General features: G+C 57.6%; 20 protein-coding genes. 11 read left to right on the top strand and 9 right to left on the bottom strand.

Annotated features, from left to right (window positions below):
- Window positions 1-8 precede the first annotated feature (8 nt).
- On the bottom strand, window positions 9-953 hold the full coding sequence (locus CJ255_RS01645; RefSeq protein ID WP_097642355.1) for a Stp1/IreP family PP2C-type Ser/Thr phosphatase: 945 nt from the start codon (window positions 951-953) through the stop codon (window positions 9-11).
- 176 nt (window positions 954-1,129) lie between these two features.
- Here CJ255_RS01645 and CJ255_RS01640 point away from each other — a divergent pair, with 176 nt between their 5' ends.
- From CJ255_RS01640 to CJ255_RS01630, 3 genes are all read left to right on the top strand, one after another.
- Window positions 1,130-1,414 carry a hypothetical protein gene (locus tag CJ255_RS01640; protein WP_097642354.1) on the top strand — a complete coding sequence of 95 codons (285 nt, stop codon included), beginning with the start codon at window positions 1,130-1,132 and terminating at the stop codon, window positions 1,412-1,414.
- Window positions 1,415-1,528: 114 nt separating this feature from the next.
- Window positions 1,529-2,446 carry a cytochrome c biogenesis CcdA family protein gene (locus tag CJ255_RS01635; protein ID WP_097642353.1) on the top strand — a complete coding sequence of 306 codons (918 nt, stop codon included), beginning with the start codon at window positions 1,529-1,531 and terminating at the stop codon, window positions 2,444-2,446.
- Window positions 2,443-2,868, top strand: a complete 426-nt coding sequence (locus tag CJ255_RS01630; protein WP_097642352.1) for an NUDIX hydrolase — start codon at window positions 2,443-2,445, stop codon at window positions 2,866-2,868. The genes CJ255_RS01635 and CJ255_RS01630 overlap by 4 nt, the downstream gene beginning before the upstream one ends.
- Window positions 2,869-3,122: 254 nt before the next feature.
- On the opposite strand, the gene CJ255_RS24600 is transcribed toward CJ255_RS01630, so the two are convergent.
- Genes CJ255_RS24600 through CJ255_RS01620 form a run of 3 tightly spaced genes read right to left on the bottom strand, consistent with a single transcriptional unit; the run spans window position 3,123 to window position 5,537 of the window.
- Entirely contained in the window at window positions 3,123-3,248 is a 126-nt protein-coding gene (locus tag CJ255_RS24600) for a hypothetical protein (protein ID WP_281257159.1), read from the bottom strand.
- A 1-nt stretch (window position 3,249) separates the two neighbouring features.
- The gene (locus CJ255_RS01625; protein WP_097642351.1) at window positions 3,250-4,392 is read right to left on the bottom strand and encodes an AAA family ATPase; all 1,143 of its coding nucleotides are present in this window, start codon (window positions 4,390-4,392) and stop codon (window positions 3,250-3,252) included.
- Window positions 4,389-5,537: a DUF262 domain-containing protein gene (locus CJ255_RS01620; protein ID WP_097642350.1), complete on the bottom strand. Its 1,149-nt coding sequence runs from the start codon at window positions 5,535-5,537 to the stop codon at window positions 4,389-4,391. The genes CJ255_RS01625 and CJ255_RS01620 overlap by 4 nt, the downstream gene beginning before the upstream one ends.
- A 253-nt stretch (window positions 5,538-5,790) precedes the next feature.
- Between CJ255_RS01620 and leuB the strand changes: the two genes are divergently transcribed.
- The gene (leuB, locus tag CJ255_RS01615; RefSeq protein WP_217352376.1) at window positions 5,791-6,858 is read left to right on the top strand and encodes a 3-isopropylmalate dehydrogenase; all 1,068 of its coding nucleotides are present in this window, start codon (window positions 5,791-5,793) and stop codon (window positions 6,856-6,858) included.
- A 181-nt stretch (window positions 6,859-7,039) separates the two neighbouring features.
- Here leuB and CJ255_RS01610 read toward each other — a convergent pair whose 3' ends face one another.
- Window positions 7,040-7,954 carry a DMT family transporter gene (locus tag CJ255_RS01610; RefSeq protein ID WP_245863115.1) on the bottom strand — a complete coding sequence of 305 codons (915 nt, stop codon included), beginning with the start codon at window positions 7,952-7,954 and terminating at the stop codon, window positions 7,040-7,042.
- A gap of 312 nt (window positions 7,955-8,266) precedes the next feature.
- Here CJ255_RS01610 and CJ255_RS01605 point away from each other — a divergent pair, with 312 nt between their 5' ends.
- The 7 genes from CJ255_RS01605 to CJ255_RS01575 all read left to right on the top strand — a co-directional run bounded on the left by CJ255_RS01605 (window position 8,267) and on the right by CJ255_RS01575 (window position 15,341).
- The gene (locus CJ255_RS01605) at window positions 8,267-9,043 is read left to right on the top strand and encodes a glycosyltransferase family 2 protein (protein ID WP_097642348.1); all 777 of its coding nucleotides are present in this window, start codon (window positions 8,267-8,269) and stop codon (window positions 9,041-9,043) included.
- Window positions 9,027-9,476, top strand: a complete 450-nt coding sequence (locus CJ255_RS01600) for a DMT family transporter (RefSeq protein WP_097642347.1) — start codon at window positions 9,027-9,029, stop codon at window positions 9,474-9,476. Before CJ255_RS01605 ends, CJ255_RS01600 begins: the two co-directional genes overlap by 17 nt.
- A 26-nt stretch (window positions 9,477-9,502) precedes the next feature.
- The gene (locus CJ255_RS01595) at window positions 9,503-10,132 is read left to right on the top strand and encodes an SIS domain-containing protein (RefSeq protein ID WP_097642346.1); all 630 of its coding nucleotides are present in this window, start codon (window positions 9,503-9,505) and stop codon (window positions 10,130-10,132) included.
- Window positions 10,129-11,211: a DegT/DnrJ/EryC1/StrS family aminotransferase gene (locus tag CJ255_RS01590; protein ID WP_097642345.1), complete on the top strand. Its 1,083-nt coding sequence runs from the start codon at window positions 10,129-10,131 to the stop codon at window positions 11,209-11,211. Before CJ255_RS01595 ends, CJ255_RS01590 begins: the two co-directional genes overlap by 4 nt.
- A 257-nt stretch (window positions 11,212-11,468) precedes the next feature.
- Entirely contained in the window at window positions 11,469-12,821 is a 1,353-nt protein-coding gene (locus CJ255_RS01585; RefSeq protein WP_097642344.1) for an NAD(P)/FAD-dependent oxidoreductase, read from the top strand.
- 14 nt (window positions 12,822-12,835) lie between these two features.
- A complete protein-coding gene (locus CJ255_RS01580) occupies window positions 12,836-14,311 on the top strand; it encodes a sugar transferase (protein WP_245863113.1) in 1,476 nt (491 codons plus the stop codon).
- Window position 14,312: 1 nt separating this feature from the next.
- Window positions 14,313-15,341 carry a Gfo/Idh/MocA family protein gene (locus CJ255_RS01575; protein ID WP_097642343.1) on the top strand — a complete coding sequence of 343 codons (1,029 nt, stop codon included), beginning with the start codon at window positions 14,313-14,315 and terminating at the stop codon, window positions 15,339-15,341.
- Window positions 15,342-15,685: 344 nt separating this feature from the next.
- Here CJ255_RS01575 and CJ255_RS01570 read toward each other — a convergent pair whose 3' ends face one another.
- The 4 genes from CJ255_RS01570 to CJ255_RS01555 form a co-directional block, all read right to left on the bottom strand.
- Complete coding sequence (locus tag CJ255_RS01570) at window positions 15,686-17,005, bottom strand: nuclease-related domain-containing protein (protein ID WP_097642342.1); 1,320 nt, start codon at window positions 17,003-17,005, stop codon at window positions 15,686-15,688.
- 3 nt (window positions 17,006-17,008) lie between these two features.
- The gene (uvrB, locus tag CJ255_RS01565; RefSeq protein WP_097642341.1) at window positions 17,009-19,003 is read right to left on the bottom strand and encodes an excinuclease ABC subunit UvrB; all 1,995 of its coding nucleotides are present in this window, start codon (window positions 19,001-19,003) and stop codon (window positions 17,009-17,011) included.
- Window positions 19,004-19,252: 249 nt separating this feature from the next.
- Window positions 19,253-20,644 carry a cobyrinic acid a,c-diamide synthase CobB gene (locus CJ255_RS01560; protein ID WP_097642340.1) on the bottom strand — a complete coding sequence of 464 codons (1,392 nt, stop codon included), beginning with the start codon at window positions 20,642-20,644 and terminating at the stop codon, window positions 19,253-19,255.
- Window positions 20,645-20,788: 144 nt separating this feature from the next.
- Window positions 20,789-22,627: a PD40 domain-containing protein gene (locus tag CJ255_RS01555; RefSeq protein ID WP_097642339.1), complete on the bottom strand. Its 1,839-nt coding sequence runs from the start codon at window positions 22,625-22,627 to the stop codon at window positions 20,789-20,791.
- Between the last annotated feature and the right edge of the window lie 9 nt (window positions 22,628-22,636).

The following is a 22,636-nucleotide window of genomic DNA, read 5'->3' as shown; positions in this document are numbered from 1 at the left end:
CCCGACCCTCATGGTGTAGCTTCGACCGTGGCGAGGGGTGTAATGGTGGGGGCAGAGTTGACGGTGGGACTGGCCGTCAAGAGTACGAAGGCGCCAATGCTGATGAGGAGGAGTAGGACAAGTGAGGCGAGTAGCAATCCCAGGCGGTTGAGCGGTGGTTCGGTTTTGGGCTGAGGGCTGGGGGGGGCGGGCGGTTTGGGGGGCGACGCGGAGGGCGGGATGGTGGCGCTTGGTTCAGCGCTTGCATCGAGTTCGTCCACCTGCGCGATGACCACCGTGATATTGTCAATGCCGCCGCGCTCATTGGCGAGATCAACGAGCCGCTGGGTCGCCTCATCGGGCGTTGCGATACTCGCAATCTCCGCAATCTCAGCATCTTCAATCAGGCCGTGCATGCCGTCGGACGAGAGCAGCACCGTATCACCGGCCTGCAATTCGCGCTCGAAGATGTCCACATTCACATCGGCGCTATGGCCCAAGGCACGGGTAATAATGTTACGAATGTTGGAATGGCGCGCCTGCTCGGCAGTCATGAGGCCCGCAGCCACCTGATCGGAGACAAAGGAGTGGTCGTTTGAAATCTGGCTAATCTGGCCCTCACGCACAATATAGGCGCGGCTATCGCCCACATTGGCCACATAGAGGTGATTATGCTGAAAGAGCGCCGCAACCCCGGTCGTGCCCATGGTGCCACGACCCTGGGTATAGACACGCTGATTGGCTGTGGTGAAGGCATCGCGTAGCGATGAGCCTGGTTCAGCGGCGGCGGGATCGTAGACCTCCATGATGGTCGTTACGGCCAATTGGCTGGCAACCTCGCCAGCAGCATGACCACCCATGCCATCACAAACAACCAGCAGCGTTGCTGGGCCACGCGGACCACCATCGAAGGCGTCTTGATTCACTTCGCGCCGCTGACCTACGTGGGTGCGGGCGCTAAAACGTACTCTCATGGGCTGCTCCTGGGGCGAGCCGTGCTACTCAGCAAAGTAAAGTATACCACTCTTTTTTTGTTGTGGTTTGGTGGCTACGCCCCAACCCACCGCCGCGAGGCGTAACTTGCTGCTATAATAATCTATGTGTTTGCGCGTGCTCTGGATGCCACGCGCACGAAGGCAATCCAAAAACTATGACTACTCCAACAAGCACCGAAGAGCAGCAGTGGCAAGCCGCTACCGCAGCACTCCTCCGGATCATCTTTCCGCACGATGCCCTCGTCTGGATTATTGCCGAGGAGTATGGGAGCGATGGCCCGGTCTGGCGTACTACCCTGGTCTGTCAGGGTGAGTGGCGGCAATGGATGCGCCGACGCTACCGCTACGATATTCCGAGTGGCACGCTGCACTTTGCGGGCGAAGAGCCGATTAGTGGGGCTGAATTGCGGAGTGTGCGCCAGCAAGGACGACGGCTTTAGACCAGTTAGAAGCTGTCTGAAAAGCTCGTAGGCACGCGTTGGAGTGCCGGCTTTAGTCGGCTAAAGCCGGCACTCCAACACCAGAGACAGCATCTTAGGGAAGGAGTACATGCTATGTCCACCCAACCCGTCGAGACCTCCGCCTCAAGCGGGTTCTCACGGCGTCATCTGATTACTTTGGGTGTGTTGAGCCTCTTGGCCTTTGTCATCATCATCCTGAGCCTCAACAGCAGTGCCCAGACTGGCTACCTCACTGGTGGTGGGCCGGTGCTGATCTTGGCGCTACCAGTCTTTCTCACTGGCCTTTTGAGCTTTCTTTCACCCTGTACCCTGCCGATTTTACCCGCCTATTTCGCGGTCACGTTTCAGGCAAAACGCAGTAGTATCTTTTTGATGAGCCTCGCCTTCTTCTTTGGGTTAGCAACGACTCTGACCCTCTTAGGGGGGGCGATTAGCGCGCTGAGTGGGCTGCTCTTTGGGCTACGTCATACCCTGATGCTGGTGGGTGGGATTGTGATCATCATCTTTGGCATCATGGGCATCTTTGGCCTCGGTTTTGCCGGCATGCAGATCAACGACCGCCCGGCCACCACGCTGTTTGGTTCGTACCTCTACGGGGCCACGTTTGCCCTGGGTTGGACGGCCTGCGCCGGGCCGCTCTTTGGGAGCTTTATGACCATGCTGGCCGCTTCGGGTAATGTAGCGGTACTGCAGGGTGCAGTGCTGGCCTTTATCTACGCTTCGGGCCTGGGGCTACCACTGATCTTCATTGCTACCTTCTTCAACCGCTTGGGGCGCGGCTCGCGCTTCTGGCGCATGATCAGCGGCAAAGGCTACCCGGTCACCATCTTTGGACGCGAATTCTACTTCCATAGCGTCAGCGTGATTGGCGGCCTACTCATGATCGGCATTGGCCTACTCTTGGCAACCGGCCAATTGGAACTGATGACGCGCATGGCCAGTAGCAGCAGCTTTGGTGCCTGGTTTGCCGAACTGGAAATGGGCATTAGTCGTCTCTTTGGGCTGCAATGAGCCGCAAACTGATCCGCGCAGCCGGGGCGGTGGTCTACAGCTACGCGCCCAATGGCGACCTAACGCTGCTCGTGATCCGCGACCGCCACTATGCATGGACGCTGCCCAAAGGCCACCTCGAGCCTGATGAGGACGAGGCCACGGCGGCGCTACGAGAGATCGCAGAGGAGACGGGCGTCATCTGTGAAATCGAACGGCTCCTTACCCGCGTGCGCTACCCGGTCTACCGCCGCGACACCTGGCGCGACAAAGAGGTCGCCTACTTCCTCGCCTACGCGGAACACACCCGTCCCATCCCTGCGATTGACGAAGGCATCAGCAAAGCCATTTGGGTAGCCGACAGCCATGTTGTGCGTATGCTCACCTACAACCAGGTACGCGACGTGATGCGTTTAGCCTTAGAGGTATTGTATGAGCTGTGAGGGGCTGCCTAAAAAGTCTCTGGGTTGGCGTTGGAGTGCCGGCTTTAGCCGGCTAAAGCCGGCACTCCAGTGTGCGCCCCCCAGCCTTTCAGACAGCTTTTGAGGTTGGTTGGGTCTACAAGTCTTATGAGTAAAGAACAGTCCGTAGATGAGGGCCAATATAACCAATGGTAATAGTGTGTGCCGCAGGATCAGGGTAAAAATAGAGGCGGCCTGCACCAGGCGTAAAGCGCATATGCCAACTGAAGACCCGTTCAACTTACCTGCATGAGTGTTGCCTGGCGCAACAGATCAATGAATTGAGCCATCCGTTGACGAGCGTGATTGATTGAAGGCGCAGGTTGTAGGGAGAGTTCATTGAGTACCATCTCGAGTGGCATATCATTCACTCCTTGGCTCTAACAGCGCCTCCAGGCTCTTGTCCCACTCATCAAAGAAGCCCTCAGGCCAGCGATTGATGCGTCCGTTGTGGTCAATGGCAGGCGAGATGACAAGATGTTGTGTGCCGTCGTCACACTCCTGACGCTCGAAGAAGTGCATCCGTACCTTTTCGGCATCAAGGCGCGATGCGCGACCGCCGCCATGAACCGCGAGGCGAATGCCGTTAAGGACGTGATCACTATGGGTCTCGATAATCACCTGCACGCCACTCTGAGCCACACGCGACAGCAGTTCGCCCATCATGCCTTGCCCTTTGGGATGCAGATGCGCTTCGGGATTCTCGATCAAGATCAGCGAACCAGGCGCGGCTGAGAGCGCCACAACCAAAATAGGCAGTGTGTAGGTGAGGCCAAAACCCACGTTGGTACTGCGATAGGCGTTACTTTCATATTGGCCAGTGATGAAAGAGTAGCGCAAGCCGATCTGATCTAAGTCGGGATTCGCATTAAGCTGAATTCTCGTACCCGGCGAAATTTCACCGAGCCATGCTTCAGTCTGATCACGGAGACTCAGTGTGCGCGCTCTATCGTGTTGAATGGCGGTGTTGCGAATGTCCTGGCTGCCGAACACCGATAGATAGTGCGCCGCGTATTTGCCCTGCGTTCCAATCTGCCGATGTTGACGCACCTCGAAATCGGAGGTAGTAAAGGCGGGACGCGGCCCAATTCGTTCGGCATGAAGGTAGTGAAATTCGTCGGTAAATAGGCTCGTTTCATAGACGGCGGTGTGCGCTTTCTGATTGATTTGTAGTACATCAGCCTCCTGGTTGTAGGCAAATGTCCACTTGGCTTTTACGATCGCATCGTCATTCTCCACCACCAAGCCAAAGCCAATCTCATCGTCAGAAGTTGCGCCCTCATACAAGACATCACGGGCCAGGCCGAGGCGCAGTAGATCGCCATTGAGCGCAAGGCCGATGTCGGGTAGCAGAGCCTGCTGCCGCGATTGACGCAGCAGTACCAGTGCTTGAATGAGCGATGATTTACCCATGCCGTTCAACCCGGCCAGGAGCGTGAGGTTGCCCAGTTCGATCTCTTGATCACGAAAACACTTGAAATTCTGGAGGCGGAGTGTGCGAATCATGCCAGCACCTCCTCAATGAGTTCACCGAGACGTGTAAAACGATACTTGACCTTTTTTACATCACCGGTGCCTTGCGAGATGGCATTGTCAAAGGTGCGGTCCTCATTCATCAGATCGATAAATTTGGCGATCAGCAGATCGCGGCGCTCGACGAGTTGTGCGAGTTGTTCATCGCTGCGGGTATGGAGGTTGATCGCCCAAGCCTCGAAGAGGGGTTTATTGATCGGCTGACGTTTTGCTTCCGCCTTGTAACGTTTGCGGAAGGCATCACGGCCAAAGATCTTATAGGCCCACACCATGGCACGCTTGAATTCAGCCGTGAGCCGATCCAGTTCAGCTTGGGGAAGCTTGTTGATCTGCTTCATGGCCCCGTTGAGGAAGGTGTCAAAATCTTGGCGCACATAGTTGGTGTAGGAGTTGATGTTAAAAGCGAAGAAACGTAACACCAACTCACGGTCATCCATCCGATCACTCGCTACCCCGCGATCAATGGCCCGCTGGAATTCATCCGCTTGGGCAAGTTCAGCAAGCAGCGCCGTAACCGGCCCTTGATTCAGGGCGTGGCGGATCTCTTGGGGCGAGAGGGGTTTGCCCCCTGTGTTGATGCGTCGAAAGATGGTGAACTTCACCTCGTCGGGGGTACCGCGAGCAATGAGAAAGGCGGTCACTTGGGTCTCGCGAATGCGTCGTTGAAAATTGCGCGGTAGTTCATCGAAGCTCTTGCCATTGAGTTGCGTAAGAAACTCCAGACCGCATAGGCGCAATTCTTGGCTTATTGCAAAGCGACGAAGCGTTGTTAAGCGTTGCAGTCCGTCAACTACGATCCATTGATCATCATCGGTTGTGTCTAGGTAGAATGCTGGTAGGGGGATGCGAGTCAAGATCGATTCGATGAGGCGACTCTGGGCCTCATTGCTCCAAATACCGGCTTTACGCTGAAAATCAGGGGTGAGGTTGATCTCTTCCTCCTGCATGCGTGCGAGCAGAAGATCAATCGTCAAGGCGCGCGTCTCAACCCGAATCAGCGTCGGATCGAAGGGCGCAGCGCTACGATCCTCGCCAACAACATCTTCGCGCTCTACTCCGGTGTTCTCTTCATTGAGTTCTGGTGTCTCATCATCTAAGCGATCATCATTCGCTGTCACACTGCCTCCTTAAAACATCGGCTATTGGCTATCGTAAAAGGGAGGGGTTCGGGGAGGGCTTCGCCCTCCCCGAAAACCCCTCCCACGATCCTGGAGGTTCCAGAAACATTATCTGAAAGACTATACAAAGAGCGACTCACCTTGATCTATTGTAACATGCTGACCTACAGTATGGTATCGTATGTCATGATCAGACAAATCTATAGGCTGGCATTGGAGTGTCGGCTTTAGTTTGACCTAGAAAGCAATAACTATGCACATTGCACTATTACCTGGCGACGGCATTGGGCCGGAGGTGGTGGCGGAGGGCGTTAAGGTGCTGCGGGCTGTGGCGCAGCGCTTTGCGCTCGATCTGCAGCTTGATGAGGGTTTGATCGGTGGGGCTGCGATTGATCAGACGGGCCAGCCCCTGCCCCCTGAGACGGCGGCGCTCTGTGAGGCGGCTGATGCGGTGCTCTTGGGGGCGGTGGGTGGCCCGAAGTGGGACGATCCCTTGGCCCCTGTGCGCCCGGAACAGGGGCTGTTGGCGATCCGTAAGCATTTGGGCCTCTTCGCAAATCTCCGTCCGGTCACGATTCACCCTATGCTGGTTGATGCCTCGCCGCTCCGCCCTGAACGGCTCGAAGGCGTGGATCTGCTGGTGGTGCGCGAGTTGACCGGCGGGATCTATTTTGGCGCGAAGCAGCTTGAGCGGGACGCTGCGGGCGAGTGGGCCAGCGATCTCTGTCACTACCACGAGACTGAGATTGTGCGTGTGGTGCGCGTTGCGGCCAATTTGGCGCGCACACGCCACGGTAAGCTCACCCTTGTGGATAAGGCGAATGTGCTGGAGACGAGCCGCCTCTGGCGGCGGGTCACTACGCGGGTGATGCAGGAGGAGTTTAGCGATCTGAGCTACGATTGGATGTTGGTGGATGCGTGTGCTATGCATCTCCTGCGTAAGCCCAGTGATTTTGATGTGATTGTGACCGAAAATATGTTTGGCGATATTCTTACCGATGAGGCGAGTATGCTGGCTGGCTCAATGGGGATGCTGCCTTCGGCCAGTTTGGGTGCTGGCAACAAGGGGCTCTACGAGCCGATCCACGGTTCGGCCCCCGACATTGCGGGGCAGGGCCGCGCCAATCCACTGGCCACCATTCTGAGCTGTGCGCTCCTGTTGCGCCACTCGCTCAACCAAGAGGCGGCGGCACGCGCAGTTGAAGCGGCGGTCAGTGCGGTGATCGAAGCGGGCTGTGTCACCGGCGATCTTGCCCGACCCGACCAGCGTGCCCAGAGTACGAGTGCCGTCGGTGATGCTGTGGTTGCACAGCTTGTATAGGGCTTGAATCTTTGGGGGCTGGGCCTCAAGCCAGTTTTTTACATCCATATTGGCGGCAAAGCCGCCAATATGGATGTAATACCAATTACCATTGAACATGCCGCATGCCCAATGACAATCTAGCGCATTGAGACGCCATGTCCGGCTTTCAGCTATCGGCTATCGGCTATCGGATTTGGTATCACTGCACCACCACCAACGCAACTCCCAATGATGCCACCAGCATGCCTAGTAGCGCCAAGGGGCCAAGGGCTTCGCCGAAGATGAAGTAGGCTTGTAGGGCCGTGGAGGGGGGCACAAGGTAGAAGAGGCTGGCGACCCGCGCGGTTGAGTTGAGGCGTAGGAGCAGCATGAGGAGGAGAATGGCGCCAATTGAGAGGACAAAGACGAGCCAGAAGAGCGAAAAGAGTAGTTCGCCTGTCCACATGATCGTCCCGCTCTCGGTGAGCAGCGCCAAGGGAATGATGAGCATGCCTGCGGCCACATATTGTAGGGCTGTCCCGCTGATCAACGGCATGCGCCCTCCGAAGCGCTTCTGGTAGATGGTGCCAAAGGTGGTGCTGAATAGGGCCGTCGTAATGCCGATCAGGCTGATAGTGGTGATGCTGGGCATGCCTTCAACTAGCAGCAATTTCTCGCTTACCACGAGGCTAACCCCGAGCAAGCCGAGCCCCAACCCAAGCCACTGCCGTCCCCCCACGCGCTCGCCGAGTAGCGTTTGGGCAATGACTGCTGTGAGAATGGGTTGCAGACTGACAATCAGGGCGCTGATGCCTGCGGGCATGCCGTTATCAATGGCCACAAAGACGCCCCCCAGGTAGCCGCCGTGCAGCAGCAGCCCGGCGATGGCAATGTGGCCCAAAGCAACCCAACTGCGCGGCCAAGGGCTTCGCAGTACTAACGCCAACCCAGCCAAAAGGGTCGAGACAATGGCAAAGCGGATGCCCAAGAAGGTAAAGGGTTCAATATAGGGCAAGCCCAAACGTGCCCCAATAAAGCCAGTACTCCAGAGCAGCACAAAGGCCCAAGGTGTTAACATAACTAACTTGGGGTGGGTGGTGGCAAGCGACGACGAAGCGGGCTGATCCGGCGACATAGGGGCGACTCCTCTGGTGGGGGTGGGGGAGGCCAAGCCTTCCAACCAACTGGCGGGGGTTCGGGGGAGGCTTCGCCTCACCCGAAGAACTGTTTTTCTCCCAATGTGGCGGCTTCGCCGCCACATTGGGAGAAAAACGTTAGTTGGGGCGTAGCCCCAACAACGTTGACGCAGCCCGCATACTAAACGGATTGTTACCTAGCAGCCTAACGCGATTTACCTAAACGTTACACACAATGACCATACTAACCTACACGCAAATGGTACAATGATCCCACAATCCCGCTATTATAAACAGAAAGTTAGTCCGCTATGACGCCCTGTGACCTCTCGGTGATCATTCCCTGTTACAACGAGGCCGAAGGTGTGGCTACGATGCACGAGCGCCTGGCTGAGGTGCTGCCGAGCTTGCGGCAACGCGGCCAGGTTGAGCTTATCCTCGTGGACGATGGGAGTGTTGATGGCACAGGTGATCTGCTGCGCCAGGCCTTTGGGACGTGGCCTGAGGTGGTGGTGGTGCCGCACGAGCGCAACCTTGGCTTGGGGGCTGCACTGCGTACCGGGCTGGCCCATGCCCATGGTGACATTATTGTCACTACCGATAGCGATGGTACCTACCCCTTTTCCCACATTCCTACTCTGCTCGACTATCTTAACCCAGAGGTGGATGTGGTTACCGCTTCGCCCTACCATCCTGGCGGCGGGATTGCCAATGTGCCCGCCTATCGCATCTTTATTAGCAAAGGTGCCTCGCTGCTCTATCGTATGCTGCTCGATTGGCGCGTACATACCTACACTGCGCTCTTTCGCGCCTACCGGCGCGACGTGATCGAAACAATCAAGCCACGGATTAATCACGACGGCTTCTTGATGGTAACCCAGATGCTGGTTGAGGCGCTAATGGCGGGCTATCGTGTGGCCGAATACCCGACTGTCCTCCAAGTGCGGCAGACCGGCACCTCGAAAGCGCGGCTGGTTCGCATTACCAAGACGCACCTGCGCTACATGGCCAGCCTGATTGGGCGCAAACTGCGTGGTGAGCAGCGTTCTGCGAAAGCCAAAAGGAACCATCATGCAACAAGCCAATAGTTCAGAAGTTAACCCTCTGGTGGTCGAAGAATTGAAGACAAGTGGAGACATGCCCCGTGGCCTGACGCTGGCTACGATGATGATCATTGGCTGCTCGCTCGTGTTGAGCGTGATTGGCCAGGCGCTGCTCAAGTATGGCATGGGCCAGATGGGGGCGCTGATCATTAGCCTCGAAACGCTCCCGCAGATCATCTTGCAGATCGCTACGTCGCCCTTCGTGCTTGGTGGCCTCTTTGTCTACGCGGTCGCAACCTTCTTCTGGTTGGTGACGCTCTCGCGGGTTGATCTGAGTGTGGCCTATCCTTCCCTCAGCTTGACCCAAGTCCTTGTGCTTGGTGTGGCTTGGCTCATCCTGCGCGAGGAGATTTCGCCCCTACGGGTTGCGGGCGTCCTTGTGATCTGTCTTGGGATGCTCTTAGTGGCCCGTTCGTAACCCTAACAACCCATAGCGGAGATGATATGAATCAGCTTAATACTTACCTCCAACAGGTCGCGCTCGTGCTGCAACAGGTACCGCAGCAACCGCTCAAGGCAATTGCGGATGCGCTTTGGGCTACCTATGAACGTGATGGCAGCATTATCGTTTGTGGCAACGGCGGGAGCGCGGCGACCGCTTCGCACTTTGCAGGTGATTTGGCCAAATGGACGATCTACCCTGGGGCGCGGCGGCTGCGTGCGTTTGCGCTGACCGACAATATCCCGGTGATGACCGCCGTTGCCAATGATCAGAGCTATAGCGAAATCTTTGTCGAGCAGCTTATGACCCACTATCGCCCCGGTGATCTGCTCTTTGCGATCTCGGGTAGCGGCAATTCGCCCAATGTACTCAGTGCGGTGACGTGGGCCAATAGTCGTGGGGCCACAACTGTGGGCATTACCGGCTTCGATGGTGGTCAGTTGGCCCACAGTGCCAAGCTTGCGCTCCATGTTGTTCACCACCACATGCCCCAAGTAGAAGATGTGCATAGCACCATCTGCCACGCGCTTGCGGTAGAGTTGGGCCTACGGATTAAGCAGGAGATGGCGCAGTTGGAGACGCTACCTGCGGGTGCGATGGCTCCTGAGGTGCTGCCTGGAGTGGCGCAATGAACATTCCGCTTTCACGCCCACTGATTGGCCGCGAAGAGGAAGATGCGGTGCTGGAGGTACTGCGCTCGGGCATGCTGGCCCAGGGGCCACGGGTGGCCGCGTTGGAGGCAGCCTTCGCTGAGGTGTGCGCGGTGCCCCATGCCGTTGCGGTGAGCAACGGTACTGCTGCGCTCTTTTTGGCCCTGCTGGCCCATGGCATCGGCCCGGGCGATGAGGTCATTACGACGCCCTTTAGCTTCATTGCGACTGGCAACAGTGTGCTGATGACCGGCGCTCGTCCGGTCTTTGTGGACATTGAGCCTGTAACCTTTAACCTTGCGGTTGAGCAGATTGAGGCGGCGATCAATGAGCGCACGCGGGCGATTATGCCCGTACACCTCTACGGCCATCCGGCAGAAATGGATGCCATGCTGGCCCTGGCCGAGCGTCATGGGCTGGCGGTGATCGAAGATGCCGCCCAAGCGGTCGGTGCGATCTACCACGGACGGCCTACGGGTAGCTTTGGGACAGCCTGTTTTTCGCTCTATGCCACCAAGAACATTATGGCGGGCGAAGGGGGCATCATCACCACCAATGATCCGGCGATTGCCGAACGCTTGCGGCTCTTACGCAACCACGGCAGCCGGGTGCGCTACTACCACGATCTGCTCGGCTACAACCTGCGCATGACCGACCTGCAGGCCGCGATTGGGCTGACCCAATTGGCAAAGCTGGAAGATTTTACGACGCGGCGCATGGCCAATGCCGCCTTCCTCAACGCGCAGATCAAGCACCCCCTGCTCACTACGCCTACCAGTAGTACTGCTGTGCGCCATGTATTTCACCAATACACCCTGCGGATCAGTGGCAACCGCGATGCCGCCGCCCACCAACTCAGCGACGCAGGCATTGGGAATGCCATCTTCTACCCGGTACTCATTCCAAACCAACCATTCTACCGCGACATGGGGTACAATGTCCGGTTACCTGTAGCAGAACAGATCACGCAAGAGGTACTCTCGCTACCGGTGCATCCCGGCTTGCACGAAGCCGATCTGGAGCGCATTGCTGCTGCGGTCAACCGCCTAGAACTCGGTTAGGAGGGCGTAGCCCATACGCATGACCTTAAGCCCCCGGCGGGGGTTTGGGGGCGGCTTCGCCTCCCCCCAAAAAACGGGGTTTGGGGCGTAGCCCCAACACAACTACGGGAGGGGTTCGGGGGCGGCGAAGCCCTCCCCGAAAACCCATCCCCCCAAAAAACGGGGTTTGGGGCGTAGCCCCAACACAACTACGGGAGGGGTTCGGGGCGGGCGAAGCCCGCCCCGAAAAACCCGCCCACGATCCTAAGAGAAAAACTATGATTGACATTATTGGTGGCGGTATTTTGGGCCTTACGATGGCCTACGAGTTGCTCAAGAGCGGCCAACAGGTACGTGTCTGGGAGCGCAGCAAGACGCTTGGGGGCCTTATGGGCCGCATCACCCTTGATGAGCTTGGCGGCGTGAGTTGTGACCGCTACTACCACGCGATCCTGAATAGTGATCGCACCTTGATGGGCTTGATGGAGGAATTGGGGCTACGCAAGCGGGTGCAGATGGTGTCCACCAAGATGGGCTTCTACCATGATGGACAGAGCTATCCGATGAGTACGCCCCTTGAGTTTTTGCGCTTTCCGCCACTGAGTATGCTCGACCGCATGCGTTTGGCTTATACCATTTTGGCTTGTCGCCAGATCAAGGATTGGCGCAAGCTTGAGCAGTTGCCGGTGGCAGAGTGGCTCAATGGCTTGAGTGGTGAACAGGCGACCCGCCATATCTGGACGCCACTGCTGCGGGCGAAGTTTGATGGCGATTTTAGCCAAGTGCCTGCAACCTACATCTGGTCGCGCTTGGTGCGTACCACCGATACGCGCAGCAAAGATGGCAGCCAAGAGTTGATGTGCTACCTGCCCAATGGCTACCAGGAGTTGATTGATGCTCTGGCGGCGGCGGTGCGTGCCCGTGGGGGCACCATTACCACGGGTGCTACGGTTGAGCAGATCCGCATCGCTGGTGAGCAGGTAGTTGGCCTTCAGGTTGATGGCCAAGAAGTGGCGAGTAACCATGTGGTTCTTACCACCCAGACGCCGATTGCGCGCCGCCTGTTGCCCCCTGAAGCCGCACAGGTCAATGCACAGTGGGGCCAACTCGACGGCTACCTGGGGATCGTGTGCATGCTGTTGGTGCTACGCCATAGCCTCACACCCTACTACACGCTCAACATTACCGACGAGCGTATTCCCTTCACCGGAGTGATCGAAACCACCAACCTGATCGATCCGTGCCATGTTGGGGGCTTCCATCTGGTCTACTTGCCCAAATATGTTGCGCCCAGCAGCCCCTATGCCAGCATGGATGATGAGGAGTTGCAGCGAACCTTTTTGAACTACCTACGCCAGATGTTCCCCAACCTACACGATGGTGCGATTGCGGCTATGCGGATTGGGCGGGAACGCTATGTTGAACCGCTCCATCCGGTTGGTGCGACCGACCTGATTCCCACTATGCGGAGCGCCATCTATGGCTTGTACCTTGCCAATACGAGCCAGATCTACCCCCAACTGACCAATGGCGAATCGGTCTGTAGCTTTGCACGCCAAGTAGCCGTTGAGTTACGCTATGCCACAAGTGCCAAAACGATGCTGCACTCCAACCTCTTAATGAATTTGTGATGTGGAGCAAAATCATGAGCAGCCAAGTTATGAACGCAACAACAACTATACAGCTTGATACGAGGGATCAGGATCGTCGGCGTGAAATGCGCGCAACCCTGTTGATTATTGCCCTGGGTGATGCGCTCGTGCTGACCATTGGCTTTGCGATTGCCTATTTTATGCGCTTCCAGTTTGAGTGGCAGTTCTTCAATGAGGGCAGTGCGCGCACTGCTTTTTATGCGGTCTTGATCGCCATTCTTGTGCCGGCTTGGCTGCTGCTCTTTTGGGTTTATGGTCTTTATGATCAGCGTAACCTCTTTGGGGGCACGCAGGAGTATGAACGTATCTTTAATGCCTGCTCGCTTGGCATGCTCATGGTCATCATGATCACCTTTGTGCAGCCCGATTTCATCATTGCCCGTGGTTGGCTGATCATCGGGTGGCTTGCGACGCTCTGCTTGGCGATTCTCTGGCGCTTCGGGGCGCGCCGGGTTGTCTACCGTCTGCGCTGTCAGGGTAAATTGCAGCAGCGCGTGCTAATTATTGGGGCTAATGCCGAGAGCCGGATCATCTCTGAGCAGTTGAGTAACTCACCGATTAGTGGCATCCAGATTGTCGGTTTTGTTGATGATCATTTGCCTCCCGACACCCAACTCATTCCCGGTACCAAGGTGCTTGGCCCGATCAGTGATTTTGAGCGGATTGTGGCTGAAACGGGCGTGGATACGGTGATTATTACCGATACCGCCCTCGTGCGTGAGCGCATGGCTACCATTTATGGCGCGATGGAGACGCTCCAGCGCCTCAATGTCTCACTGGCCCCCGGTCTCTTCGAGATTCTCACGATTGGTGTGCATGTCCACGAGCTTGGTGCGGTGCCGCTGCTCAGCCTGAGCAAGACGCGCATCAATGGTGTGCGTGCCTTCATCAAGGCGATGATTGACCGCGTTGGGGCCTTCTTTGGCCTGTTGCTGCTTAGTCCGCTCCTGATCATCGTCGCAATCATGATTCGCTTGGATAGTCCAGGGCCAATCATTCACCGCCGTCGTGTCATGGGGGTGGGCAACAAGACCTTTGATGCCTACAAGTTTCGTTCGATGCGAATTGAGGGCAATAGCCTGCTGACCCCAGAGCAGCATCAGGAATTGAAGCAGCACGGCAAGCTCAAAGACGACCCGCGCATTACCAAGCTTGGGCGCTTCATCCGGCGCACGAGTATTGACGAGTTGCCTCAGTTGGTCAATATCCTGCTTGGTCAGATGAGTATTGTCGGCCCACGCATGATTACGGTTGAAGAGTTGGAGGTCTTTGGGCGCTGGCGCCACAATCTCTTCACCGTGCGCCCCGGTCTGACGGGCCTTTGGCAGATTAGTGGGCGTAGCGACTTGGGCTACGAAGATCGTGTACGGCTCGATATGCACTACATCCGCAACTATTCACTTTGGCTCGATATGCACATTATTTCACGCACGATACAAGTGGTTATTTCTGGACGAGGGGCATATTAAGATGACAAAGCAACTACGTGCCGCAGTGATCGGTGTGGGCAGCATGGGCTCTAACCATGCACGGGTCTACGCTGGAATGGATGATATTGAACTGGCCGCAGTGTGTGATCGTAACCTTGACGTAGCCGAGCGCATTGGTGGGATCTATCGCTGCAAGGCTTACAGCAGCTATGAAGCAATGTTCGCTCAAGAGCAACTTGATCTGGTTTCGATTGTGGTTCCCACCGCTGAACATTTCACCGTAGCCAATGCGGTGATTGAACATAAGGTGGCGCTGCTGATTGAAAAGCCGATTGCCGCCACCCTAGAGCAGGGTCAAGCGATTATTGATGCGGCGCACCAAGCGGGTGTTGTCCTGACCGTGGGCCACATTGAGCGCTTCAATCCGGCGATCATTGCCTTGAAGCAGCAACTGCTTGCTCAAGAATTGGGGCAGATTTTCCAAGTGACGACGCGGCGTGTGGGCCCCTTCCCGCCACGGATCATGGACGTTGGCGTGGTGATTGATCTCGCTACCCATGAAATGGACATCCTGAGCTACCTGTTGGACGCATCTATTAGCCGTATGCATGTCGAGTTGCACCGCCATATCCATACCACCCATGAGGATATGTTCACGGCCATTCTGCGCTTTGAGAATGGCATCCTGGGTAATGTAGACATCAATTGGCTCACCCCGACCAAGATTCGTGAGTTGAGCGTGATTGGCGAACGGGGCATGTTTGTGGCCAACTACCTCACCCAAGACCTCACCTTCTACGAGAATGATGAGTGTCAGAGTAAGCAGTGGCAAGACCTCGCACGCATCGGGGTGACGGAAGGCCGGGTGATTCGCCTGAAGGTGCCACGGCGTGAGCCGCTGCTTGAGCAGTTGCGCGCCTTCGGCAATGCGGTACGCGGCCTGCACCCGCCCAAGGTGAGCGGTGAAGATGGGCTACGGGCTCTGCGCCTCGCCAAGGAACTACTGCGCCACGGGCGTGCCAACAGTGAGCAGTTTGCGCCGCAGGTAGTGCCGACTTTAGTCGGCTGAGGTCGCCGACAGCCCTCGGATGCCGACTAAAGTCGGCACTACGACAGTAAGGGGATGTTTCAGGACACTTTACAGTTTGGCTTCCGACGGAGTGCCGACTTTAGTCGGCTGAGGTCGCCGACAGCCCTCGGATGCCGACTAATGGTCTTCCAGAAATTAATCCGGTGTCGCGGCACGGACTAGACCTGATAGATATGCCAGATCTGCGAGGTCTGGAAGACCATAAGTCGGCACTACGACTACGACAGTAAAGCTAAAAGCACGATTCTGAAAATTCCCCTATAAACCCTCTGTGTCCTCTGTGCCTCTGTGGTGAAACCCTCTGCGTCCTCTGCGTCCTCTTCCTACGGCTGCAAGGCGACCACAAAGCTCGCTTCACCGAAGGGTTGATCGCGCAGGCGCACAAGCAATGAGGTGGCACTGCTGCTCAGGGGGCGGTTGACGTTGACGCTGCCTCGTGCTTGGTTGCCCGCTGCGATAACGAGGGTGGCTGGGCTTGAGGCGTTGTCATCAATGGGATATTGGTTGCCTAAGCCATCGCTGATCTTGATATTGGCTGCTTGGAGCGGAAATTCAATTGGGCGATCCCAGTTGTTCTGGACACTCCAGGTGAGTTCGATGGTGCCACTACATGCGGCGACCTGTTCTAGCGCGATGATCACTTCGGGCGTTGCTGCACCCTCCGCGACACTGAGCCAACTGCGTGTGGCGGGATCGTAGCGTTTGGCTACGAGTTGGTAGCCTGTCCACTGGCAGCGTGCTGCGTCGCCAGCAATAATGATGGGGAACGCATCGCCTGTTGGCATGCCATTGATCTCCGGTAAGCGGGCGGGAGCGTCGGCGACAGGCAGGCTTTGCACCGGGCGCAAAAGCAGCGCCAGCACGAGAATGGCAGCAAAGACGAGCGCAACGGCGGTAATGGCGCGCCACGCGGCCATTGGTGGTACCGCAGGGCTCGGTGGCTCTTCCAGTGCAGGTGGTTGCCCTATGGTTTGCGTTGCTTCACTGGTAGTGATCGTATCTAAGGGATCGGCGATGCTGTTTGGATCGGGTACCACCCCGCGCAGCACCGTGTTGATCTCGTGCCAAGGGGTGCAGTGCAGCAACGCCGGGATGGCGAGCATCTCTTCTTCGTTGAGCTGAATTTCGGAGGAGCGCTCGGTGATCAGGTAGGCTGGTAGTTCATCAAGCCCCTTCAGTTCCACCTTCCAATCCAGTTCAATCTCGCTCCCATCCTGGATGCTTGGCGCCAGCACAACGGCGCGCTTACAGGTACGAAAATCAACATCATTGGTTTTTTGGGCCGAGAGGAACTCGCGCCGATGCTCATTGAGGAAGTTGGTCAGCGCGTGGAAGTAGGAGATGACCTGGTTATAGGGATTTTTGCGCCCCGGATTGAGCCGTTTGCGTTCGCCGTTGCGCCCTTCAACAAACCAAGGCCCATTGACGCTACCTAAGACTCGTCCGTCGCAATGTTTCAATTCAAGAATAAAGATTGCATCATGCTTGATGATCACGAGGTCAACCGTGCGCCCCCCCACACTAAAATTGGCCAGAATCAGATAGAGGCCCTCCAACTCGTGGAGGCCATTGGCCAGGGCCATAATTGCCCGGCGCTCGTTGGGGTGTTCTGGCGTTTCGCCAATCCAGACTTGGACAGCCATAGGTTACGCTAGTGCAAGGGTCTTTCGTAGTTCCACAATCTGATCACGCAAGGTGGCGGCCTGCTCAAACTGGAGATCGCGGGCAGCCTGCTTCATCTGCTTTTCGAGATCGTTGATCAGCTTTTGGAGTTCATCGCGGGGCATGGCTGGGCTGGCTGGCGTCGGGCTGGCGTTGACCTGGTATTCGCTCCGTTCTTCCGCCATGCGGCGCATGCGGTCGGTGAGGTCACGCACGCCTTTACTGATGCCCACTGGCGTGATGTTGTTCCGCAGGTTGTGGGCATGCTGGATGTCGCGGCGACGCTGGGTTTCGCGCAGTGCCGCCTGCATCGAAGGTGTCTGCGTATCAGCATACATGATCACCGTACCCTCAATGTGACGTGCCGCACGGCCAATCGTCTGGATCAACGAGGTCTCGGAGCGCAGGAAGCCCTCTTTATCAGCATCGAGGATGCAGACGAGGCTCACTTCGGGCAGATCCAAACCTTCACGCAGCAAATTGATGCCTACCACCACATCATAGACACCTAAACGCAGATCGCGCAGAATCTCGACTCGCTCGATGGTATCAATATCAGCATGGAGATACATCGTGCGAATCCCAATCTCCTTGAGGTAGTCGGCCAAATCCTCAGCCATCCGCTTGGTCAAGGTGGTCACCAGGGCGCGTTGGCCTTTGGCGGTACGCGCACGTACCTCGGCGATCAGATCATCCACTTGGCCTTGGGTGGGGCGCACTAGCACCACCGGATCGATCAGTCCAGTGGGCCGAATGATCTGCTCAACCGTCTGTTCGCTCTGTTCGCGTTCAAACGGGCCGGGCGTCGCCGAGACATAGATTACCTGGTAGAGCTGCTGGCTAAACTCTTCAAACTTGAGCGGGCGATTATCGAGGGCCGAGGGCAGCCGAAAGCCGTAGTCTACCAAGGTCTGCTTGCGCTGACGATCGCCTAGGAACATGCCGCGTACCTGAGGGAGCGTAATGTGGCTCTCGTCTACAAAGAGCAAGAAGTCATCGGGAAAATAGTCAAGCAGCGTCCATGGCGTCTGGCCCGCCTCACGGCCATCCATATGGCGCGAGTAGTTCTCGATGCCTGAGCAGTACCCCACTTCTGAGAGCATCTCAAGGTCGTACATGGTGCGCTGTTTGAGGCGGGCAGCCTCCAGTTGCTTCCCCTCGGCCTCAAGTTGTTGCAGGCGGGTGGTGACCTCCTCCTGAATCTGCTGCACGGCTCTCCCAAGCTGCTCCTTGGTGGTCACAAAGTGCTTCGCCGGATAGATCTCGGCCATGGTGCGTACCACGAGTACCTCGCCGGTAAGTGGATCAAACTCGCTCACCTTCTCCAGTTCATCGCCCCAGAACTCCAAGCGCAACGCGATCTCGCTATTGGCGGGCATAATATCAAGGGTATCACCGCGCACGCGGAAGGTACCCCGGTGGAAATCAATATCGTTGCGTTCAAACTGGAGATCAAGCAACTGACGCATCAGTTTGTCGCGGTTGCGAACCTCGCCTTGACGCAATTTCAGCATCACTTGCCCATAGTCGTGGGGCGAACCGAGGCCATAGATCGCGGAAACCGAAGCAACAATCAGCACATCCTGGCGCGTAAAGAGCGCCTGGGTTGCAGCGTGGCGCAAGCGGTCAATCTCCTCATTGATGGATGCCTCTTTTTCGATATAGAGATCCTTCGAGGGCACATAGGCTTCAGGCGTATACTCATCGTAGTAGGAAATAAACATCTCAACCGCAGCATCGGGCAAAAAATCGCGGAACTCGGCCCACAACTGCGAGACCAAGGTCTTATTGTGGGCCAATACTAGCGTCGGGCGTTGCACCTGCTCAAAGATCCACGACATGACCGCCGTCTTGCCGGTGCCCGTCGCACCAAGCAGGGTCTGATGACGCAAGCCTTGTTGCAGGCCGGCGACAAGTTTTGTAATTGCTTCAGGCTGATCGCCACTCGGCTGGTAAGGTGCCGCAACACGAAAGGACATACCATTGCTCCATGACTGAAAGGGGCAAGATATGTGTATTATACCATTGTGGGATGGTTCGTAGCCACTTTACTTGCGCGGAGGCGCGGAGGCGAAGCCTTTGTTAGCACGAAAAAGTTCTGGGCCGCGACGTTGGCTGAGCCTGTCGAAGCCAACGTCGCGGTGGCTTCGACAAGCTCAGCCAACGCGACGCATCCCTACGAGCCCAGGGCTTCTTCGCGCTAACAAGCCTTCGCCGTTGACACAACCTTAGTCAAGCGCAGCAGCCACGAAGCGCTCGGCCAACTGCGGGTAGGCCAGCCAGTGGATGTGGACGTAGGATGCTAGGATGTTATCCTGGCAGACACCTTCGGGGCTGGCCTGCGGGCGCATACGATCAGGGTGGCAGGTGTAGAGTGGCGCTAGTTCGGGGGGACGCGCTTCCCATGTGGAGTAGTGGAACTCGTGGCCACGCACGCTCTCGCCCGCCCGCCAGAGCCAGTTGTCGCTTACGGCGCTCACCGTGCGGTAGCCCAACGTGAGCCGGGGGGTCATGATTGAGCGTCCGGCCAACAGGCCGAGCATGGGGTAGCTTTGGCCCTGCTGATCAACCACCGCTTCGGTGAGGTACATAAGGCCGCCACATTCGGCATAGATGGGCATGCCTTGGGCTGCCGCAGTGCGGATGGCGTCAAGCAGCGGTGTATTGGCGCTTAGTTGGGCTGCGTAGAGTTCGGGGAAGCCGCCGCCCAGGTAGAGCGCCCCGCTGCCTGCGGGCAGCGCCGTGTCGTGCAGGGGGCTGAAGAAGCGCAGTTGGGCCCCTGCTGCCCGCAGCAGATCGAGGTTCTCTTCGTAGAGGAAGCTAAAGGCGGCATCGCGGGCAATGGCAATGCTGGGCGCGGCGGTCGCTTTGGGGTGTTCTAGGGTCGCAGCGGGGCGCGTGGGGCTCGGCATTGGCGCGAGGGGCGGCGCTTGGGCGGCCAATTGGAGGAGCCGGTCGAGATCGAGGTTGGCCTCAATACGCGCCCGCATGTCGTGCATCCAAGCCTGCCAATGGCCCGCTTCGGCAGTGGGCACGAGGCCCAAATGGCGTTCGGGCAGCGTAATCGCTTCATCACGTAGAAAACTGCCCAAGACCGGCACGCCCGCACTGGTCTCAATCGCCTCTTGCACCATTCGGGCGTGGCGTGGGCTACCGGCGCGATTGATAATCACGCCAACCAGATTGAGGCGCGGATCAAAATCGCGCAGGCCCGCCACCAGTGCGGCGGCGGTACGCGCCATCGAGCGGATGTCGAGCACAACGACCACTGGGGTTGCAGTGAGGCGGGCGATATGGGCGCTACTCGCGAGATCATCATAGCCTGCGACGCCATCGAAGAGGCCCATTACGCCCTCGATGAGCGCCAGATCAGCGTCGGCAGCGCGGCGCGCCATAATGCCTGCAAGCTCGCTCGGCGGCACCAACCAAGCATCAAGGTTGTGGCAGGGGCGCTCGGCGGCCAGCGCATGGTAGCTTGGATCAATGTAATCCGGCCCACACTTAAAGGGGGCCACCTGAAGCCCGCGCGCCCGCAGAGCCGCAAGCAGCCCGGCAGTGATCGTTGTTTTGCCGCTGCCGCTCATTGGTGCAGCGAGTAACAAGCGTGGCAGTGTGATCATGAATGTGTACCAGTGACAAGTGAGAAGTGACAAGTGACGAGCATGCCATGCCGCTCTCTGTTCTCTGTTCTCTGTTCTCTGTTCCCTCTGCCCTCTGTTCTCTGTTCCCTCTGTTCTCTGTTCCCTCTGTTCTCTGTTCTGCCCTTACCACCCCGCCAAGGGCCAACGGCTTTCGCCACGCATCATCATCGCATAGACCTCCAGGGTGACTGGGTCGAGCATATGGATCTGGTAGCTACCTTCGCGGTTACTGGCAAAGACGATACGCTCACCATCAACCATCCAACTGGGCGCTTCGTCTTCAGCCGGATGGTTGGTGAGGCGGCGCACATTCTGGCCATTGCGATCCATGAGGTAAATTTCGCCATTGCCATCGCGGTAGGAGGTAAAGGCAATCTCCATGCCATTGGGACTCATGCGCGGGTAGCGGTTATCGGCATCAAGGCCAGTCAGCGGGCTGACATTGACCAACGTAGCCCCAATCAGATTGCCATCACCAGTATAGGCCAGATCGCCACGCATAATGCGGAAGGGTTCACCGGGGCATTGGCGCTCCCAGACGAGGCTGCGCCCATCGGGGCTCCAACTGGGGTACTGTTGCAGACAGCCATCGCCAAAGAGCAGGGTTGGGGTTCCACCGCCATCGGCGCGCACAATGTAGAGTTGGGGCGGCCCGGCGCGATCCGAGACAAAGACAATCCGCGTGCCATCGGGCGACATACTTGGATTGTAGTCGTTGGCGCTGCCACGCGGCAGGTAGCCACTCTGCTCGCCTTCAGGGGGCGGGGTTCCATCGCTGAAGGTGATGCGGCGGGGCGGACAGCCCTCGCTGCCAGCCAGCGGCTGCTGGTAAATCTGGCGATGCACCCCATCGCCCCGGCGCGAATCGAGCAGCACACAGCGCCGCCCGTAATCGTAGCTATGGCGATAGGAGAAGGGCACACTCTCAACCGAGCCGCTTGTCAAGGCAGCGGGGCGGCGCGCATCAAGGCGCACCACCTCAAAATGGGGCGTATCGAAAGCGGTGCTCGCCGCCACAATCGGCATCACTGGCGGCCCATCGTGTTCCCAAGGGCGACCCAGATGGGGGTAGCGCCACTGGAAATAGTGCTGCCCAACATTGCCCATCTCCACCTGATAGCCGAGCGGATTGGTGGGCACATAGGTCAAAACGCGGCGCTGGAAGAGTTGCACCAACACATCGTGATCCACGCCCCCAATTTTGGCACGCATCCAATAGGGATCGCTGATCGGATGGCCCATCGTAAAAACGGGATCAATGATTGTCCCGTGGCGCACGCGCCCCCCCTCCATATAGGCACCGTGTTGCGCCATAAAATCAACGAAGACCCCCGCAACATTATGGCCAGTCGTCTCATCATAGGCCCGAATCGCCGTCTGGGGATAGGCAGCGCCCAGATCATCACGCAGCGTCAAGCGACCCTGGCGGTCAATGGCGGTAATCACCGGCTGGTCTAAGCGGGGCGCATCACGATAGTCATTCTCGCGGATGGTACTGACTGCTGCAAAGGATGCGTAGGTTGGTGCTTCGGGATTGAGGTAACCCGGATCACCCGCGACCGGCACTGTGGCGGGCTGGCGCCGTTCGGTATCGAACCACTCCATGCCGAGACGTAGATCGCCAGAGACCATCTCAACTACCAGGAGGCCATTGGTGACCCCGCCGTGATAATCACGCGAAGCGGTATCATTGATCTCCATACGGGCCTTATCGAAATACTGGACAGTACGCAACCCATGCTGGCCTTGGAACATCACCTCAGCATTAGCGAGCCATGGCTGAGGCCCCCAGAAGAAACTGCGCCCGGACTGCACCTGGGGATGATCGGTGCGCTCCCAGACAGCATAGAACGCGGGGTCGGCAAACATACGCCCGCGCCCATCGAAGGGTGCCGCCTGAGCCGGGAGGCTAAACAGCAGCAAAGCAACGAGCAAGAGCAGAGGGAATAAGCGGCGCATCATAACAGAACC

Origin of the sequence: Candidatus Viridilinea mediisalina, assembly GCF_002532535.1 — a bacterium.
Lineage (GTDB): Bacteria > Chloroflexota > Chloroflexia > Chloroflexales > Chloroflexaceae > Viridilinea > Viridilinea mediisalina.
The sequence above is the reverse complement of the archived record's forward strand: the minus strand, read 5'-3'. Positions and strand labels throughout refer to the sequence as shown.

Excerpts from the sequence above, each read along its gene's own strand:
- CJ255_RS01645 (WP_097642355.1), bottom strand. The coding sequence starts at position 953 with ATGAGAGTACGTTTTAGCGCCCGCACCCACGTAGGTCAGCGGCGCGAA.
- CJ255_RS01640 (WP_097642354.1), top strand. The coding sequence starts at position 1,130 with ATGACTACTCCAACAAGCACCGAAGAGCAGCAGTGGCAAGCCGCTACC.
- CJ255_RS01635 (WP_097642353.1), top strand. The coding sequence starts at position 1,529 with ATGTCCACCCAACCCGTCGAGACCTCCGCCTCAAGCGGGTTCTCACGG.
- CJ255_RS01630 (WP_097642352.1), top strand. The coding sequence starts at position 2,443 with ATGAGCCGCAAACTGATCCGCGCAGCCGGGGCGGTGGTCTACAGCTAC.
- CJ255_RS24600 (WP_281257159.1), bottom strand. The coding sequence starts at position 3,248 with ATGCCACTCGAGATGGTACTCAATGAACTCTCCCTACAACCTGCGCCT.
- CJ255_RS01625 (WP_097642351.1), bottom strand. The coding sequence starts at position 4,392 with ATGATTCGCACACTCCGCCTCCAGAATTTCAAGTGTTTTCGTGATCAA.
- leuB (WP_217352376.1), top strand. The coding sequence starts at position 5,791 with ATGCACATTGCACTATTACCTGGCGACGGCATTGGGCCGGAGGTGGTG.
- CJ255_RS01610 (WP_245863115.1), bottom strand. The coding sequence starts at position 7,954 with ATGTCGCCGGATCAGCCCGCTTCGTCGTCGCTTGCCACCACCCACCCC.
- CJ255_RS01605 (WP_097642348.1), top strand. The coding sequence starts at position 8,267 with ATGACGCCCTGTGACCTCTCGGTGATCATTCCCTGTTACAACGAGGCC.
- CJ255_RS01600 (WP_097642347.1), top strand. The coding sequence starts at position 9,027 with ATGCAACAAGCCAATAGTTCAGAAGTTAACCCTCTGGTGGTCGAAGAA.
- CJ255_RS01595 (WP_097642346.1), top strand. The coding sequence starts at position 9,503 with ATGAATCAGCTTAATACTTACCTCCAACAGGTCGCGCTCGTGCTGCAA.
- CJ255_RS01590 (WP_097642345.1), top strand. The coding sequence starts at position 10,129 with ATGAACATTCCGCTTTCACGCCCACTGATTGGCCGCGAAGAGGAAGAT.
- CJ255_RS01585 (WP_097642344.1), top strand. The coding sequence starts at position 11,469 with ATGATTGACATTATTGGTGGCGGTATTTTGGGCCTTACGATGGCCTAC.
- CJ255_RS01580 (WP_245863113.1), top strand. The coding sequence starts at position 12,836 with ATGAGCAGCCAAGTTATGAACGCAACAACAACTATACAGCTTGATACG.
- CJ255_RS01575 (WP_097642343.1), top strand. The coding sequence starts at position 14,313 with ATGACAAAGCAACTACGTGCCGCAGTGATCGGTGTGGGCAGCATGGGC.
- CJ255_RS01570 (WP_097642342.1), bottom strand. The coding sequence starts at position 17,005 with ATGGCTGTCCAAGTCTGGATTGGCGAAACGCCAGAACACCCCAACGAG.
- uvrB (WP_097642341.1), bottom strand. The coding sequence starts at position 19,003 with ATGTCCTTTCGTGTTGCGGCACCTTACCAGCCGAGTGGCGATCAGCCT.
- CJ255_RS01560 (WP_097642340.1), bottom strand. The coding sequence starts at position 20,644 with ATGATCACACTGCCACGCTTGTTACTCGCTGCACCAATGAGCGGCAGC.
- CJ255_RS01555 (WP_097642339.1), bottom strand. The coding sequence starts at position 22,627 with ATGATGCGCCGCTTATTCCCTCTGCTCTTGCTCGTTGCTTTGCTGCTG.